This is a genomic window from Corynebacterium sp. LK10, assembly GCF_008042455.1.
Lineage (GTDB): Bacteria > Actinomycetota > Actinomycetes > Mycobacteriales > Mycobacteriaceae > Corynebacterium > Corynebacterium jeikeium_D.
The window spans coordinates 148,254-164,313 of record NZ_NOVT01000021.1 but is presented as its reverse complement, the minus strand read 5'-3'; the positions used below and the strand labels follow the sequence as shown (position 1 = coordinate 164,313).

10 protein-coding genes are annotated in these 16,060 nt (G+C 56.4%); 6 read left to right on the top strand and 4 right to left on the bottom strand.

Annotation, left to right across the window (positions count from 1 at the left end; translation table 11 throughout):
• Window positions 1-6: 6 nt before the first annotated feature.
• Window positions 7-2,526 carry an RNA helicase gene (locus CHU70_RS09320; RefSeq protein ID WP_101738652.1) on the top strand — a complete coding sequence of 840 codons (2,520 nt, stop codon included), beginning with the start codon at window positions 7-9 and terminating at the stop codon, window positions 2,524-2,526.
• A 77-nt stretch (window positions 2,527-2,603) separates the two neighbouring features.
• Here CHU70_RS09320 and CHU70_RS09315 read toward each other — a convergent pair whose 3' ends face one another.
• Window positions 2,604-3,536 (bottom strand): hydrogen peroxide-inducible genes activator, encoded by a 933-nt coding sequence (locus CHU70_RS09315; RefSeq protein ID WP_049193018.1) that lies wholly within the window; start codon window positions 3,534-3,536, stop codon window positions 2,604-2,606.
• Window positions 3,537-3,641: 105 nt separating this feature from the next.
• Between CHU70_RS09315 and CHU70_RS09310 the strand changes: the two genes are divergently transcribed.
• Both CHU70_RS09310 and CHU70_RS09305 read left to right on the top strand, forming a co-directional pair.
• The gene (locus CHU70_RS09310; protein ID WP_016422637.1) at window positions 3,642-4,238 is read left to right on the top strand and encodes a peroxiredoxin; all 597 of its coding nucleotides are present in this window, start codon (window positions 3,642-3,644) and stop codon (window positions 4,236-4,238) included.
• A 5-nt stretch (window positions 4,239-4,243) separates the two neighbouring features.
• Window positions 4,244-4,768, top strand: a complete 525-nt coding sequence (locus tag CHU70_RS09305) for a carboxymuconolactone decarboxylase family protein (protein ID WP_016422636.1) — start codon at window positions 4,244-4,246, stop codon at window positions 4,766-4,768.
• Between the two features lie 127 nt (window positions 4,769-4,895).
• Here CHU70_RS09305 and CHU70_RS09300 read toward each other — a convergent pair whose 3' ends face one another.
• Window positions 4,896-6,113 carry a hypothetical protein gene (locus CHU70_RS09300; RefSeq protein WP_016422635.1) on the bottom strand — a complete coding sequence of 406 codons (1,218 nt, stop codon included), beginning with the start codon at window positions 6,111-6,113 and terminating at the stop codon, window positions 4,896-4,898.
• 142 nt (window positions 6,114-6,255) lie between these two features.
• A complete protein-coding gene (locus tag CHU70_RS09295) occupies window positions 6,256-8,358 on the bottom strand; it encodes a neutral/alkaline non-lysosomal ceramidase N-terminal domain-containing protein (protein WP_016422634.1) in 2,103 nt (700 codons plus the stop codon).
• A gap of 217 nt (window positions 8,359-8,575) precedes the next feature.
• Between CHU70_RS09295 and CHU70_RS09290 the strand changes: the two genes are divergently transcribed.
• From CHU70_RS09290 to hrpA, 3 genes are all read left to right on the top strand, one after another.
• Entirely contained in the window at window positions 8,576-10,078 is a 1,503-nt protein-coding gene (locus tag CHU70_RS09290; protein WP_147719061.1) for a DUF1846 domain-containing protein, read from the top strand.
• A gap of 61 nt (window positions 10,079-10,139) precedes the next feature.
• The gene (locus tag CHU70_RS09285; protein WP_049170891.1) at window positions 10,140-11,072 is read left to right on the top strand and encodes a rhodanese-related sulfurtransferase; all 933 of its coding nucleotides are present in this window, start codon (window positions 10,140-10,142) and stop codon (window positions 11,070-11,072) included.
• A 94-nt stretch (window positions 11,073-11,166) separates the two neighbouring features.
• The gene (hrpA, locus tag CHU70_RS09280) at window positions 11,167-15,186 is read left to right on the top strand and encodes an ATP-dependent RNA helicase HrpA (protein WP_016422631.1); all 4,020 of its coding nucleotides are present in this window, start codon (window positions 11,167-11,169) and stop codon (window positions 15,184-15,186) included.
• Here the strand turns inward: hrpA and nrdR are convergent.
• Window positions 15,183-15,665 (bottom strand): transcriptional regulator NrdR, encoded by a 483-nt coding sequence (gene nrdR, locus CHU70_RS09275; protein ID WP_042388651.1) that lies wholly within the window; start codon window positions 15,663-15,665, stop codon window positions 15,183-15,185. The genes hrpA and nrdR overlap by 4 nt on opposite strands.
• Window positions 15,666-16,060: the final 395 nt, after the last annotated feature.

Below are 16,060 nucleotides of genomic sequence, written 5' to 3'. Positions count from 1 at the left end.
TCTGAAATGCTTCCCGACCTAGCTGAGGTTCCAGAGTCCCTTTTCGACGATGCGATTATGGACTCGTTCATTGCCTGGACCAGGGATCAGGGCATCACGCTCTACCCGGCCCAGGAGGAGGCCGCTATTGGTCTCGCTGGTGGCGACCACGTCATCCTTGCCACTCCGACAGGTTCGGGCAAGTCCATGGTGGCTATTGCTGCCCACTTCTGCGCCCTCGCTCGTGGCCAGCGCAGCTTTTACACAGCGCCTATTAAGGCCTTGGTCAGCGAGAAGTTCTTTGCCCTCTGCGAGGTCTTTGGCGCTGAGAACGTCGGTATGATGACCGGCGATGCCACCGTCAACGGTGGTGCACCCATCATCTGCGCAACTGCGGAAATTGTCGCCAATATCGCCCTGCGCGACGGGGCCGACGCCGATATTGACCAGGTGGTAATGGATGAATTCCACTTCTATGCGGATCCCGATCGCGGGTGGGCATGGCAAGTGCCCTTGCTCGAGCTTTCCCGTTGCCAATTCCTGTTGATGTCCGCCACTCTCGGCGATACTCAAAAGTTTGAGACGGATTTGAAGGAACGCACGGGACTCGACGTCAACCTCGTTACAGGTACGACGCGCCCGGTACCGCTGGATTTCCACTATGTCTACACACCAGTTCATGACACGCTGGCGGAGTTGCTGGAATCCGGCAAAGCCCCAATCTACATCGTCTTTTTCTCCCAGCGCCAAGCAGCTGAACAGGCTCAGGCACTGACCGGTCTGAAGCTGCTGACGAAGGAGGAGAAGGAGCGGATTCGCGAAGAGATTGGCGATTTCCGGTTTACCACGGCCTTTGGTCGAGTTCTTTCCAAGTTGGTGCGCCAGGGCATTGGCGTCCACCATGCGGGAATGCTGCCGAAGTACCGTCGTTTGGTTGAGCGTCTCTCTCAGACTGGTCTGCTGAAGGTCATCTGTGGCACGGATACCCTCGGCGTCGGCATTAACGTGCCTATTCGCACGGTGCTGATTACCGGTTTGGCCAAGTTCGATGGCCGTCGTAGCCGTATTCTCAAGTCACGCGAGTTCCACCAGATCGCTGGACGCGCCGGCCGTGCTGGCTACGACACCGAGGGCACCGTAGTTGTCGAAGCACCTGAACACGAAATCGAAAACGCCAAGCTGCGGCGCCGTGCCGGCCAGGATGAGGCCAAACTGAAGAAGTTGCGGCTGAAGTCCGTTCCCAAGGGCGAAGTGACATGGTCGGAGAAGACCTTCGACAAAATCGTTTCTCAGCCACCGGAGCCGCTGACCAGCCGCTTTGCAGTTACCAACGGTATGTTGCTCAACGTCATTGCACGTGGTGGCGATACCTACGAACACATGCGTCATCTGCTGCGCACCAATCACGACACCCGCCACCAGCAAAATGAGGCTATTCTGACCGCAATTGAGCTCTACCGCGGTTTGGTCAACGCGGGAATCGTCGTCATGCATGGCGAGGGCGATGACTGCCGCCCCGAGCTGACAATGGAGCTGCAGCGTGACTTCGCGCTCAATCAGCCGCTGTCGCCTTTCGCCATCGCCGCGCTCGAACTGTTGGATAAGGACAGCCCGAACTACGCACTCGATGTCATCAGTGTGTTTGAGTCAATTCTGGAAGACCCTCGCCCACTGCTCATCGCGCAGCAGAAAAAGGCACGCGGTGAAGAAATCGCCGCGCTCAAGGCCGAGGGTGTTGATTACACCGAACGTATGAACATCGTCGAAGACATCACATGGCCGATGCCGCTTGCCGACGAGCTGGAGGGCGCATTCGACACCTATGCTCAAGGTCACCCGTGGGTGCGTGAGTTTTCGCTGTCGCCCAAGTCTGTGGTGCGCGAGATGGTGGAAAAGGCCATGACTTTCTCGGACGTGGTATCTGAGTATGGAATTGCCCGCTCTGAAGGTATTTTCCTGCGCTACCTCACCGATGCCTGGCGCACTTTGCGACACACTCTCCCTCCGGAAGCCGCTAACGAGGAACTCCGGGACATTGTGGAATGGCTCGGCGAGCTCGTTGTGCAGGTGGATAACTCCCTGGTGGATGAATGGGCGCAGATGGCCGATCCGGACAAGCCATTGGACGAGGAAACTCTCAAGGAAGCGGCTTTTGGCACCGACGAGTCGCGGCCCCTTACAGGCAACGAACGTGCATTTACCCGTATGGTGCGCAATCTCATGTTTCGCCACGTGCAGCTCTTTGCCTTTGAAAAGGAGGAGGAGCTGGCCGACCTGGACAACTACCTCGACGATGCGCCAGATTGGCCTGCCGCGATGGATGACTACTTCGATGAATACGATGACCTAGGGATCGATGCAAAGGCTCGCGGCGGCGATATGATTTCGATTGACCGCAAGGCTGGTGAGGGCCTATGGCATGTGATCCAGATACTCGATGACCCTGAGGGCGACCACGGCTGGCGCTTTGAAGCGGGCGTTGACTTGGCTGCATCTGATGAATACGGCGAGGTCAGGTTGGCATCGCTGCGAATTATTCAGGGATAAACGCGAAAAACCGGGCTGGAACTACCAGCCCGGTTTTGCTTATTTCATACGCTACTGCGGCATGCGCCAAGAGAGCTTTAGGCAACAGCGTCTATGTAGGCCTGCCGTACCAGTTCAGCAATTCGATTGAACTCGCCGCCGCGTACCGATGATGCGCGGTGAACCAGCCCAATGGTGCGTCCCGGCCGTGCCGGACCTTCGAATCGCGCAACAGCCAGGCCGGGACGGTCGGCCTCAATCTTGACAGCCGATTCCGGTACAAGCGACTGCCCCAACCCACCGGCAACACACTGCACGACGGTCGATAGAGAAGCCGCCCGTGTTTCCAAGCTGGAGGTCTCGCCGTGAACAGCATCGACCTTGCGACAAATATCCAACACTTGGTCGCGCAGGCAATGACCGTCGTCAAGCAGAAGCAAGTCCAAGTCTCTGATTGCCTCAAGCTTTACCTCTTCCTTACCTGCCAGCGGATGATCCTCTGGCACGACGATGTAGAACTCTTCGTCGTAGAGGTAGATCTCTTCAAAGGAAGGCACATCGGACGGCAGTGCCATGATGGCTGCATCAATGGTGCCGGAGCGAAGTGATTCGATGAGGCGCTCGGTCGGCTCTTCGACGATCCTAGGCTTTAGATCTGGCAGCTCGTCACGAACCAACTGGAGGAAGTTGGGCAGCACGTATGGAGCAACCGTAGGGATAACACCAATGGATAGTGGTCCGGACAAATCATCTGTACGGCCAGAGGCGCGAGCAACGATCTCGTCAACAATTTCAGATGCTTGGCGGGCATATGGAATCAGACCGCGACCGAGTGGCGTCACCAGCACTCGGCGAGTCGAACGCTCTACAAGCTGCACCCCCAGTCCCTGCTCAAGGGTGGAAAGCGCTTGTGACAGGCTGGGCTGTGAAATGCCGAGGCGGGCAGCGGCTTGACCGAAGTGACCGGTATCGGCAATCGCGACAAAGGCACGTAACTGAGGCAAAGTGGGCCGATAATCTCTATTACGCATACCTATAAGCCTACACGAGCTTATTAACTTTTTCCTCTTGACGGTTCGGGAATCCATAGGCATAATGGTGTGTGACCCCAAAAGGAATACATTCAGGAGGATTCCATGGCAATTTTGACTGTTGGCGACAAGTTCCCCGAGTTTTCTCTGACCGCTCTGAAGGGCGGCAACCTGCGTGATGCAAACGCTTCTTCTCCGGATGACTACTTCGAGCAGGTAACCAATGAGTCCTACGAGGGTAAGTGGAAGGTCGTCTTCTTCTACCCGAAGGACTTCACCTTTGTCTGCCCGACTGAGATTGCTGCATTCGGCAAGCTGAATGAGGAATTCGAGGACCGTGACACCGTTATTCTCGGTGGCTCTGGCGACAACGAGTTCTCCCACTTCAACTGGCGTGCAACCCACGAGGAACTGCTGGACATCCCGTTCCCGATGTTCTCCGACATCCGCCATGACCTGATGCGTGCACTCGGCGTCGAGAACGCTGACGGTGTTGCAGACCGCGCAACCTTCATCATTGACCCGGACGGCATCATTCAGTTCGTTTCCGTTACCCCGGACGCTGTCGGTCGTAACGTTGACGAGGTTCTGCGTGTTCTCGACGCTCTTCAGTCTGAAGAGGTCTGCGCATGTAACTGGCAGAAGAATGACCCGACCAAGAACATCGACAAGATGGACGTTCTGAAGCAGGAGCTGAAGTAACTCATATGAGCATCGATAACCTTCGTTCCGGTCTACCGGAGTACGCCAAGGACATGAAGCTGAACCTTGGCACTCTCACCCGTTCTACGGAACTCTCCGAGCAGCAGCTGTGGGGTACCCTGCTTGCATCCGCTGCTGCCACCCGCAACGAGACCGTTTTCTCCGAGATCGCTGAGGAAGCCAAGGAGCACCTGTCTGACGAGGCTTTCGAGTCTGCGCTTGGTGCGGCCACCGTTATGGGCATGAACAACGTTGCTTACCGCACTCGCCACATGCTCGGTGATGACTACGCACAGGTCAAGTTCGGCCTGCGCATGAACATCATCTCCAATCCGGGTGTCGAGAAGGAAGACTTCGAGCTGTGGTCTCTGGCAGTTTCTGCCATCAACGGCTGTGAAGCTTGCGTGACTTCTCACGCAAAGGTCGTCCGCGATGCTGGTCTGACCAAGGAGCAGGTCTGGGAAGCTGTGAAGATTGCAGGCACCGTCTCTGGTGTTGCACAGGCTGTCTTCGCTGAGGCTACCCGCTAAATATTCAGAGCTTAGGTTCGGCTTTTGATAGCCGAACGCTCCCCCGCAGGATTACCTGCTGACGAAATAGCGCCCGAGGAACCAATTTTTATCGGTTCCTTGGGCGCTTTTTCTTGTACGTTTTTGGCTACTGCTGTGGCGGGTAATAACCCGGATTCTCCTGGGCTTCATTAACTACTCGACGGCCACCGATGAGCTGACGGTAGATATGTACTTGCACGAGGAGAGCAAGCGGGACTGTGTACAACATACCGATATAGAAGAGCATTGCACCTGCGGAAGAAACAATTGACGTCAGAATGAATGCAACGAGCATCGTCCAATACTGAGGCTTCACCAAGCGCCATGCGACGACCGGAGCCTCAAGTGCTGTTGCTCGACCATCAAAAACAAGAAGCGGCATAGTCGCTGTGATTGGCATGATGAAGATGGACAGCACAAGTACCAACAGGTAGCCGATGGGAATCATCGCAGCTGCAGCTTCACTGCCGTTGGCAGACAGGGATACTCCAGCGATGAAGAGCACCATCCCCGGAAGCATGGCGAGCAGCCCCACCAGGAACGTGACAATGTAGGCACCGATAAGAGATCCCCACCGGTTTACACGGAAGAAAGTACCGTAGCTCGGCACTCGGCCGTCGACAGCTTCGAATGCACCGCGCAGCATAAATGCCTGCATCGCGAACATGCCCACGGCAAATAGGAGTGCCATCGCGCCGAGAGTCGCGAACATTGACCCTAGATCCTCAAACGGAACATCGCCTGGATAGTTCGGCTCAAAGTCCGGATCGAAGTCACCAGTCGCAAAGAGAATTGCCGCTGCGCCAACAATCAGTGCGACTAGTACGGCGAAGAACGTCAGCATGATGCCAAGCCAGGAAGCAAAATTGCTGTTTAGACTACGAAACGCCGCGGAAAAGGCACTTCCAATGTCGACCTTCGTCGGCCCCTGTGCCACAGGCTTCACCGGCGGCTCATCGCCACCTGGCATGTTGACTCCGGGAGCAAGTGCACCGGCTGCAGAAGCCCCGCTGGACTGGTGCTGCCAGTAGCTCGAGTCCGCACCATAGGGTTGCCCGCCGTAACTATCGCGCGACTCGCCAGTTCCATAAGAAGGAATTTCGCCATAAGCCTGTTCACGGCCGTAAGTCTGATTCCACTGTGGCGAATCCTCTGGTCCACGCGGGCCATGTTGTGCGTCCGAATCGAACCCGTAAGGGTTGTAGTCCTGCGAACCATTGTTGGGAAAACCGTGACTCTGGGAGTCATAGTTATTGGACTCATTGTCCCGGCTGCCGTCACCGTAAGAATCGTTGTTGCTATATGGATCGTTTGAGGTATTCATGAAGCAAATTGCTCCTGCCAAATTGACGGATACATACAAATAACGCGCACAACGGACTATACGTGAGACAAGCCCTTGATGAGTTTTTAAAGGCCGAAGTATAAGTCACATTGTGCGCATGGACGTATTTAATTGGACGTTCTTACACGAGCTCCACCGCGGCGACTCCCTCGAACTCGTTCAGCGAATCACCGGCACCCAACGCGCTACCACGCACGATGATGTCATACTTGCCCGGCGCGACTCCTCCGGTCTCCCAAGTGACCTTGGCGGTGGTGTAATTACCGTCCTTGGCAAATTCAATGACAGTTGCCTGGTCCCAGTCGTCAGAAACGATCTCACCGCGGTCATTCTTGATGAGTAGGTAGCCGTCTTCCAGTCGCAAGTCGTTATTCGGATTTGCCGCGACGAATTGGGCAACGGCCTGCTGCCCTACCGTGACGCTTGCAGTCGATTCGAGCACGTCACCAAAATTCTTGCCCATTGGTACGGAATCGATAGTCTTTCCTCCTGCTGGCGACGGCGGGATGATGCCAGTGAGATCACCTGCAGCACTGCCCGGGTCGACAGCCATGCCGTCGGCAAGCGCGTGGGCGAGATCGTGATAGATGGAGATCATCGCACTGAGCGTGTACTTGCCGAAAGCCGTTGCGCCGCCCTCGTAGTCCTGCTGATCGTATTCCTCTGGGGTAACGACGTAGTGTCCATAGCTGTTGGTGTAGCCCTGGCAGATGACAGTGTCGATTGGAACGCCGAGGACATCGGCGACGTGCTGACGCATGCGGTAACCCGACATCGTGGTGGGTTCAAGGCCGTTGGTAATCAAGGTGAAGCCACCGATGCGGGTGATGGAGAACATGTGGGTCTGCTGGAGAAGACCATCGATGTAGCCCACTGGCAGCAGGCATTCTTTCTCGCCCTGAATCTCCCCGATATTTTTCGGGAGTACGACGTTATTGAGCTGACGTACCCACGGTGTGCCTCCACGCTGGCCCTCGTTGAAACCTAGGGCTGGTTCGCCGCCGCCGTCCTCCTGGCTACTGGCTGCGAAGGCCGCACCGAGGATTGCAGGTCCAGTGCGGTGCGGCTGGCCGTCGGGCGTGAATTGGCCGTCAATGTCGACATCGCCGAGGTTGACCCACTTGTGGACGGTAGAGATTCCGCCTCCTGGCAGTGCAATGGTCTGACCCTGGGTAGCGTCAATCTGACGCTGACCGAGAATGCGGGCGGACTCTGCTTCGTCTCCGTTGCCGGGACCCGAATTTGGCACGAGCCCCATGTTCGGGCTGATGTCACCCGGGCACGACATGGTAAATGCGGCGACAAAGGGGGCATCGGCCGGCTCACGGTGGGTAACCCCGCGGTCGACCTCAACCTTCCATGCTGCATAGCCCTTGTTGTCGCCGTCGATGATGGTGTGCTCGGGGCCGAAGGTGGTCGGATGAATTCCATACCAGTTAATGAATCCGACTTCGCGACCACCGCGACTCACGTGCAGTGTATGGCTTTCCGGGTTGACTCCGTCGGGGAAAAGACGCTGTTCTTCCTCGGGGTTACGCCTGAATGCCTCCAGGGAGCGGTTAACACCCGCATCCTTGGCAATCCCCTTGGTCAGGTGGATAGTCGACGGCTGGTAATCAGCGTGTGCACGTTCAATAGCCTTGACCACACCGACGACCACAGCTTCGAAAGTGACGGGACGGAAACCGAGAGTAGTCAGGTCGACCATAAGATGGCCCGATGTACCACCCGGCGCGACATGCGTATGAGATGCGCAGATAAGCACGTTGCCCTCGTGGTAGAGGTCTCCGAAGAGAGCTCGCAGTCGCCGCAGAACTTCCATCTGGATGGACTGGAACATGAGCCCCATATCTGCGGTGACGTGGACGACACGGTTGTCGTTGTCATCACCGAAGATGAATGCACGCGCCATCTGGCGAAGACGCAGACCCGAGGTGGTCTGGTCCATGACCGCATACCCGTTCATGCCAGCGCCGAGTGGCTCGCCTGTCATGTCAGCCATTCCTCGACCGACATTCAAAGTGGTGGTCGAATTCCCCGCGGCGGCAGAAGCCCCGTTTGCAGGAGCGGCGTTTGCCTTTGATGCACCATTTACGGCAGGCATCATACTCGCAGCTGACACGGCAGTTGCTCCGACGAGGAAGCCTCGCCTGCCCACTTGGTACGGGGCGCGTGCGGTTGGTTCTGCCGAATTCGACGATGATGCCATCTGGGGATCGAGCATGTCACATCCTCTTCATATTTCTTTTTGAATATCAATATGTTGGACTTTAATCAGACAATCCCCTACGCGTGGCCTAATAAGCCAAAGTTTCCAAAATTCCCCCCGCGACAGCAGTAACCGATACGACATTCGTAAGGCGGTATCACTACCATGGACACAGTAGAATTTCGCAAGCTTTAGCGCGCTCCCCCGCAGACACAACTTCAGAAAGGGCACCATGGCTCAGGCTGTCGGTTTTAACCGCGAAAAGTACATCGAAATGCAATCCGTTCATATTAAGAAGCGGCGCGCAGACATCGCAGGTGAAGGCGGCAAGCTCTATCTCGAAATGGGCGGCAAGCTATTTGATGACATGCATGCCTCGCGCGTGCTCCCCGGCTTCACGCCTGACAATAAAATCGCTATGCTCGATCGCCTCAAAGACGATCTGGAAATCATGGTGTGCATCAATGCCAAGGATCTGGAGCGCCACAAGGTCCGCGCTGACCTCGACATCACTTACGAAGACGATGTGCTGCGCCTCGTCGATGTCTTTCGGGAACGCGGATTTCTAGTCGACAGCGTCGTCGTCACGCAGCTTTCCGACGACAACACCCTGGCAAAGAACTTCATTGAGCGCCTACAGCGACTCGGATTGAGCGTCATCCGCCATCGCAATATCGAGGGCTACCCGACAAACACGGAGAAAATTGTCAGTGAAGCCGGCTTCGGGCTGAATGAATGGGCGCAAACGACGCGGGACTTGGTCGTTGTTACAGCGCCGGGCCCGGGCTCTGGAAAGCTGGCGACCTGTCTATCGCAGATTTACCACGATCACAAACACGGAATTCGTTCCGGTTACGCAAAATTTGAGACCTTCCCTATCTGGAACCTGGCGCTCGAACACCCGGTAAATCTGGCCTACGAGGCGGCAACGGCTGATCTCGATGACATCAATCTCATCGACCCTTTTCATTTGGCCGCCTATGACACCAAGGTCACCAGCTATAACCGCGATGTCGAGGTCTTCCCACTGCTGCGCACTCTGTTGGAGAAGCTCGCAGGCGAGTCGCCGTACAAGTCACCGACCGACATGGGCGTCAATATGGCCGGTTACTGTATTGACGATGACGAAGTGTGCCGAGAGGCATCCAACCAGGAAATCGTTCGCCGTTACTACAAGGCTCTTGTCGACGAACACAAGAACAGCGCAGACGACGAAGTCTCGCAGCGCATTGCCATGATTATGAGCAAGGCCAACGTGTCGACAGCCGCCCGCCGAGTCGTCGCACCAGCGCTTGAAGTTGAGAAATCTACCGGGGCGCCGGGCAGCGCAATCGAATTGCACGATGGCACGATCATCACGGGCAAGACTTCTGAACTACTCGGATGCTCAGCAGCAATGCTCCTCAACGCTCTCAAGAAGCTCGCCAATATCGACCCGGACTTGCACTTGCTCTCCCCTGCTGCCATTGAGCCAATTCAAACGCTTAAGACGCATCACCTGGGCAGCCGCAACCCCCGCTTGCATACCGACGAGGTTCTTATCGCCCTTTCCGTGTCGGCGGCCACCAGCGACGATGCCCGCGCAGCCCTCGCCGAGCTGAAGAACCTTCGAAACTGTGATGTCCACACCACTACCATTCTGGGCAGCGTGGACGAAACAATTTTCCGCAACCTCGGTGTGCTAGTGACTTCGGAGCCTAAGTACCAGAAGAAGGCTCTCTATCAGAAGCACTAAGCCATACCAGCAGCTCACGCCGAAAATAGGATAACTGAGAGAGCAGACTAGAATAGTCCCCGTGAGCATCAGCAAGATTCTTCTGTACTACCAGTTCGCCCCACTGTCCGATCCGCGTGCCATCATGCTGTGGCAGCGCGATCTTTGCGAGTCGTTAGGGCTCAAGGGCCGCATTCTGGTGTCCGAGCACGGCATCAATGGCACCGTCGGCGGTGATCTCGATGCCTGCAAGAAGTACATCAAGAAAACCAAGCAGTACCCCGCTTTTCACTCCATGCAGTTCAAGTGGAGCGAAGGCGGCGCTGATGACTTTCCAAAACTCTCCGTCAGGGTTCGCGACGAAATCGTCGCTTTCGGTGCTCCGGGTGAGCTGAAAGTCGATGTCGATGGTGTCATTGGCGGCGGCACACATTTGAAGCCGGAAGAGGTCAATAAACTGGTCGAGGAACGCGGCGACGATGTCATCTTCTTCGATGGCCGCAACGCAATGGAAGCCGAGATTGGCAAGTTTAAAAACGCTGTCGTCCCGGACGTAAAGACCACGCACGACTTCATCGACGAACTGGAATCCGGTAAGTACGACTGGATGAAGGACAAGCCGGTTATCTCCTACTGCACCGGCGGCATCCGCTGCGAGATCCTCTCCGCACTTATGAAGAACCGCGGTTTCGAAGAGGTCTACCAAATCGACGGCGGTATTGTGCGCTACGGCGAAAAGTTTGGCAATAAGGGGCTGTGGGAAGGCTCTCTCTATGTCTTCGACAAGCGCATGCATATGGAGTTTGGCGATGGCATCGAAGACGAGGACTACGTACAGCTCGGGCACTGCGTCCACTGCGGCAAGCCCACAAACACCTTCCAGAACTGCATCAACGAAGATACCTGCCGTCGTCAGGTGCTTATTTGCGATGATTGCTGGAAGCACACCGAGACACAGCACTGTGGGCGCGAGGACTGCAAGGAAGTTGCCGAAGAGCTAGCGGCGGCAAAGTAGGACGCTCCCTGCTGCCATCGGACTATCTCGAGCACCTCTTAATCAGCACAGATGTGGGTTGTCTCCCCAGACGCGGCTAATCTAGTAGGCAACCATGAGTACTCCTAGCCGTTCTGATAAACCAGCTCCACGTGCCCAGTCGGGAAACCACCACTCCGGCCACCGCAATTCCGCCAGGCCACAGCGCTCTGGCAAACCTGCTAAGGACACGCGTAAAAAGGAGCTCTACCAGCTCGCTGATCAATTGCCGATTCGGGAGGCTCAGTCCTTCCGACGCCGGCTAAAGCGAGCATCCGCGCCGAAGGCGCTGTCTGCAATCTCTGCAGACCTCGACTTTGCGCTGGAGCGGTTGGAAGATCGTCGTAAAGCGATTCCTCGCATCACCTACCCTGCCCAGTTGCCGGTGTCCGCGCGCCGCGACGACATTGCAGAGGCAATTGAAAACAATCAAGTCGTCATTATTGCTGGTGAGACTGGCTCTGGTAAGACTACGCAGATCCCGAAGATATGCCTCGAACTGGGACGCGGCGTGCGGGGCAAGATTGGTCACACTCAGCCACGTCGTATTGCGGCGCGTTCCGTCGCGGAGCGCATCGCTCATGAGCTGGGCGAAAAGATTGGACAGCACGTCGGCTATGCAGTGCGTTTTGATGATCGCGTGAGCAAGGATACCTGCATCAAACTGATGACCGACGGTATCCTGCTGGCCGAAATTGGCCGCGACCGACTGCTACGCGAGTACGACACCATCATCATCGATGAGGCGCACGAGCGCAGCCTCAACATCGACTTCCTGCTGGGATATTTAAAGCATATTCTGCCGCAGCGTCCAGATCTGAAAATCATTATCACTTCCGCGACGATTGATCCGGAACGGTTCGCTCGTCATTTCGCGCCTGACGACGAGCACCCTGCGCCCATCATCGAGGTGTCGGGGCGCACCTACCCGGTGGAAATCCGCTATCGCCCGCTGGTGCGGACCGTTGTTGCGAAGAATGGGCAGGAAAAGGAAGTCGCCATCGAGCAGATCGATGGTGTAATCGCTGCGTGTGAAGAGCTGATGCGGCTTGGCGACGGCGATATCCTGGTGTTCTTTTCGGGTGAGCGAGAGATCCGAGAAGCTGCCGAAGCCATCGAGGGCAAACACTGGAAAGGTGTAGAAGCCGTTCCACTATTCGGTCGGCTATCTAATGCAGAGCAGCATCGGATCTTCACTCCGCATTCCGGGCGTCGCATTGTGCTGGCGACCAACATTGCGGAAACGTCGCTGACGGTCCCTGGTATCGAGTATGTCGTCGATACTGGTACCGCACGCATTTCCCGCTACTCCACCCGCACGAAGGTGCAGCGCCTGCCAGTTGAGGACATCAGCCAGGCATCCGCGAATCAGCGCTCTGGACGCTGTGGCCGTGTAGCTGATGGTGTGGCGATTCGTCTCTACAGCGAAGAGGATTTTCTCTCGCGCCCCGAGTTTACGGATCCGGAGATTCTGCGCACCAATCTCGCTTCGGTTGTACTGCAAATGATTTCACTGCGGCTTGGCGCGATTGAGGACTTCCCCTTTGTCCAGCCACCAGAGCACAAAGCAATCCGCGATGGCATTAACCTGCTCACAGAGCTTCAGGCTATTACCACCACGTCGGGGTCTGATGCCCCCGAGCTGACGGACATCGGCCGACAAATTGCCCGTATCCCAGTCGACCCGCGTCTTGCCCGCATGCTGGTCGAAGGGTACGAGAACACCACTCTTGGGGCGGTAACCGTCATTGTCGCCGCTTTGTCTCTGCAGGATGTTCGCGAACGTCCACTGGAGTTCCAAGCTCAGGCAGATCAGCTACATGCCCGTTTTAAGGACACCACCAGCGACTTCAACTCCCTACTGAAGCTCTGGGAGTACCTGGAGGAAAAGCGTCGCGAGCTTAGCGGTAACCAATTCCGCAAGATGTGCAAGCGCGAGTACCTCCACTATCTGCGCGTTCGCGAGTGGCAGGACTTGGTGCGTCAGCTCCACCAGGCAACGGCCGAGCTGGGCTGGCATCTTTCGGCCCGCAGCTCAACCAACGGTGTCGACAATCCCGACGAGGTGGCAAAGTCACTGTTACCGGGTCTGTTATCGATGATTGGTACGCGCGAGGGCGAGGGCAAGGAATTTACTGGCACCCGCAACACTAAGTTCCTCATTCACCCCTCGTCCGCGTTGGCAAAGAAGCCGCCTCGCTGGGTGATGGCTGCGGAAATCGTCGAGACCTCGCGCACTTTTGCGCGCAACGTCGGCACGATTCAGCCGCAGTGGCTAGAGAAGGTAGCCCCTCATCTGCTCAAGCACCAGTACTCAAAGCCTCACTGGTCTACTAAGCGCGGTGCAGCGATGGCTTACCAGAAGTCGACGCTCTACGGCGTGCCCGTGGTGGTTGACCGTTTGATGCCTTATCACCGAGTCAATGCCGACGCCGCCCGCTCGATCTTCATTCGCTCTGCGCTTGTCGACGGCGAATGGAACACACATCACGAGTTCTTTAAGAACAATCAAGACAAACTTGCCGAAGCCGAGAAGATCGAGGAAAAGCAGCGTTCCCGCGGCATTGTCGTCGATGACGACGTGCTCTACGCGTTCTACGACTCCAAGCTGCCCGCCTCTATCACCACGGCCACCAATTTTGACCGCTGGTGGAAGAAAACTAAGCCCAAGCAGCCAAATCTACTGGACTTTGATCCCAATAAGCTGCTCAACCCCGAAGCCGGCGACATCGACGACAACGCCTTCCCCGAAATGTGGCAGCAGGGCTCGGTCGATTTCTCTCTGTCCTATAAATTCGAACCGGGCGCCCCTGATGACGGTGTGACTCTCCGTGTCCCCGTGCCTCTTCTTGCAGGTCTGCGTGAAGATGGCTTCGACTGGCAGGTACCAGGTCTTCGCGCTGAGCTCGCGGAAGCCTACATTCGCACTCTGCCGAAGGCACTGCGGAAGTCCGTTGTCCCCGCCCCGGATTTCGCACGCCGCGCGCTGGAGACGATGACTCCGTACTCAGGCCGCTTCGTCGATGTTTTTGCCGATGCTTTACGACGACTCGGAGGCTCGGGCATCAATGGTGCAGACTTTGCCCCTTCGAAGCTGCCAGCACACTTGCGCTTTAACTACGCAGTGGTCGACCGCCATGGAAAGATCGTCGATCAGAGCCGAGATCTTGCTGCGCTTCGAGACAAGCATGCCTCGACGGTCTCAACTGCTGTGTCGAAACGTTCGAAGTCTGCAGCACGCGAAGCTGTGAAAAAGTGGACTTCAGAGAACTTGGGCGCCGTCTCATTAACGGTCAAAAGTAATGTCGACGGTCAGTCCGTCACGATGTATCCGACGCTGGTGACCACCAAGGATGGCGTGGCCATTGAGGTCAAACCAACTAAGGCTCAGGCTGAGGCGACGTTGGCGACCACAAACTTGACAATGCTATTGCGGGATTGCCCAGTAAATGGTGCACAAATGACTAAGGGGCTTCCACTCCAGCAACGTGTTGGCGTGGACGCATGGCCACATGGGGGCGCCGATGGGCTTGTCGAGGACTGCCGTGTCGCAGTGATTCGCGACCGTATGATGGCTGCCGGCGGCCCGGTCCGCGATCCGAAGGAATTCGACAAACTACTCGAACACGTTCGTTCTGGAGTCGCCTCAGAGGTGCGCCAATTGGTCGTCGGCGTTGCCCAGGCAATGCCTCGTTATGTCTCGGTGGTAAATCAGCTAAACAAGTGGGAAGGCGATGCTATTGACGATATGCGTCGCCAGCTGGAGTTCATGTTCCCTAAGGGCGCTGTGGCAAGGCACGGTTGGCAGCACCTACGACATTTGCCACGTTATCTCCAAGCGATGGAGATTCGGCTTGAGGAAATGAACCGTGACCCGGACCGTGATGCCGAACGTGAAGATGAGGTGACTGAGGCCCGCGAATACTTGGCGGCAAAGCTTCAGCAGCTGCCTAAGGCACGTTCGAATTCCGCGGAGGTACGGGATATTCAGTGGCTCATTCAAGAGCTGCGCGTCAGCCTTTTCGCACAACGGCTGGGTACCGCCCAGAGCGTATCCCTGACTCGAATAAAGAAACGTGTGGATAAACTGCGTTAGTTCTTTTTAACCTCGTTGCCATTAGCCTGCGGTCCTTTCCCCTTGCGCATGCTGGCAATCTCTTGCGCGAAATCGTCCGCGGAGGAAAAGGACTTGTACACCGAAGCGAAGCGGAGATAGCCAACTTCGTCCAGTTCTTTGAGCGGCTCAAGGATGGCAAGGCCGATATCGTTTGAGTCCACCCGGGGCGTGCCTTTCTCGCGGAGGCTCTCCTCCACTTTTTGTGCAAGTTTCTTCAGCTGAGACTCTGATACTTCGCGCCCCTGGCACGCACGTCGAACACCCTGGATAACCTTTTCGCGGTTGAATTCCTCAGGGATTCCATCCCGTTTAACGACCATCAGCTGCGAGCGTTCAATCGTAGAAAAACGTTTGCCGCAATTCAGGCATTCCCTTCGGCGACGAATCCCCATACCGTTATCTATCAACCGTGAGTCCAAGACTCGTGTCTGATCATGATGACAAAACTGGCAATACACGGTCTCCAGTCTACGTCCCACCCCAACACCGGAAACTGGAATGATTATTGCGCGGAGTAGGAAGCGTACGTAGACGTAAAGGTGCTTTCGACCGCCTCACTTTGTCCCTGTTCAAAGACCATGCTGCCGAAAACTCCGAAGAAAGCACCAAGCCCTAGAGCCCATACCGCCATCAGGCGAGTCAGGTTAGTGCCTGCGGATACATCACTACGATTGGACTGCTGCGCCCTGCTAACGGATAGAGACGGACGCCCGTAGTTGACCGAGACATGACTGGGCCGCGACCTGTCCCTCCGCATTCGCGCCGATGAAGCCCCATTTCGATTGCGCTGTGCAATACGTGCACGCTGACCGGGCCGAACGATGTGCTGTGTGCAAGACGCACTACGTTCACC

Coding starts and splice junctions, on each gene's coding strand:
- hrpA (WP_016422631.1), top strand. CDS start 11,167: ATGAGTACTCCTAGCCGTTCTGATAAACCAGCTCCACGTGCCCAGTCG.
- CHU70_RS09295 (WP_016422634.1), bottom strand. CDS start 8,358: ATGCTCGATCCCCAGATGGCATCATCGTCGAATTCGGCAGAACCAACC.
- CHU70_RS09300 (WP_016422635.1), bottom strand. CDS start 6,113: ATGAATACCTCAAACGATCCATATAGCAACAACGATTCTTACGGTGAC.
- CHU70_RS09320 (WP_101738652.1), top strand. CDS start 7: ATGCTTCCCGACCTAGCTGAGGTTCCAGAGTCCCTTTTCGACGATGCG.
- CHU70_RS09310 (WP_016422637.1), top strand. CDS start 3,642: ATGGCAATTTTGACTGTTGGCGACAAGTTCCCCGAGTTTTCTCTGACC.
- CHU70_RS09305 (WP_016422636.1), top strand. CDS start 4,244: ATGAGCATCGATAACCTTCGTTCCGGTCTACCGGAGTACGCCAAGGAC.
- CHU70_RS09290 (WP_147719061.1), top strand. CDS start 8,576: ATGGCTCAGGCTGTCGGTTTTAACCGCGAAAAGTACATCGAAATGCAA.
- CHU70_RS09315 (WP_049193018.1), bottom strand. CDS start 3,536: ATGCGTAATAGAGATTATCGGCCCACTTTGCCTCAGTTACGTGCCTTT.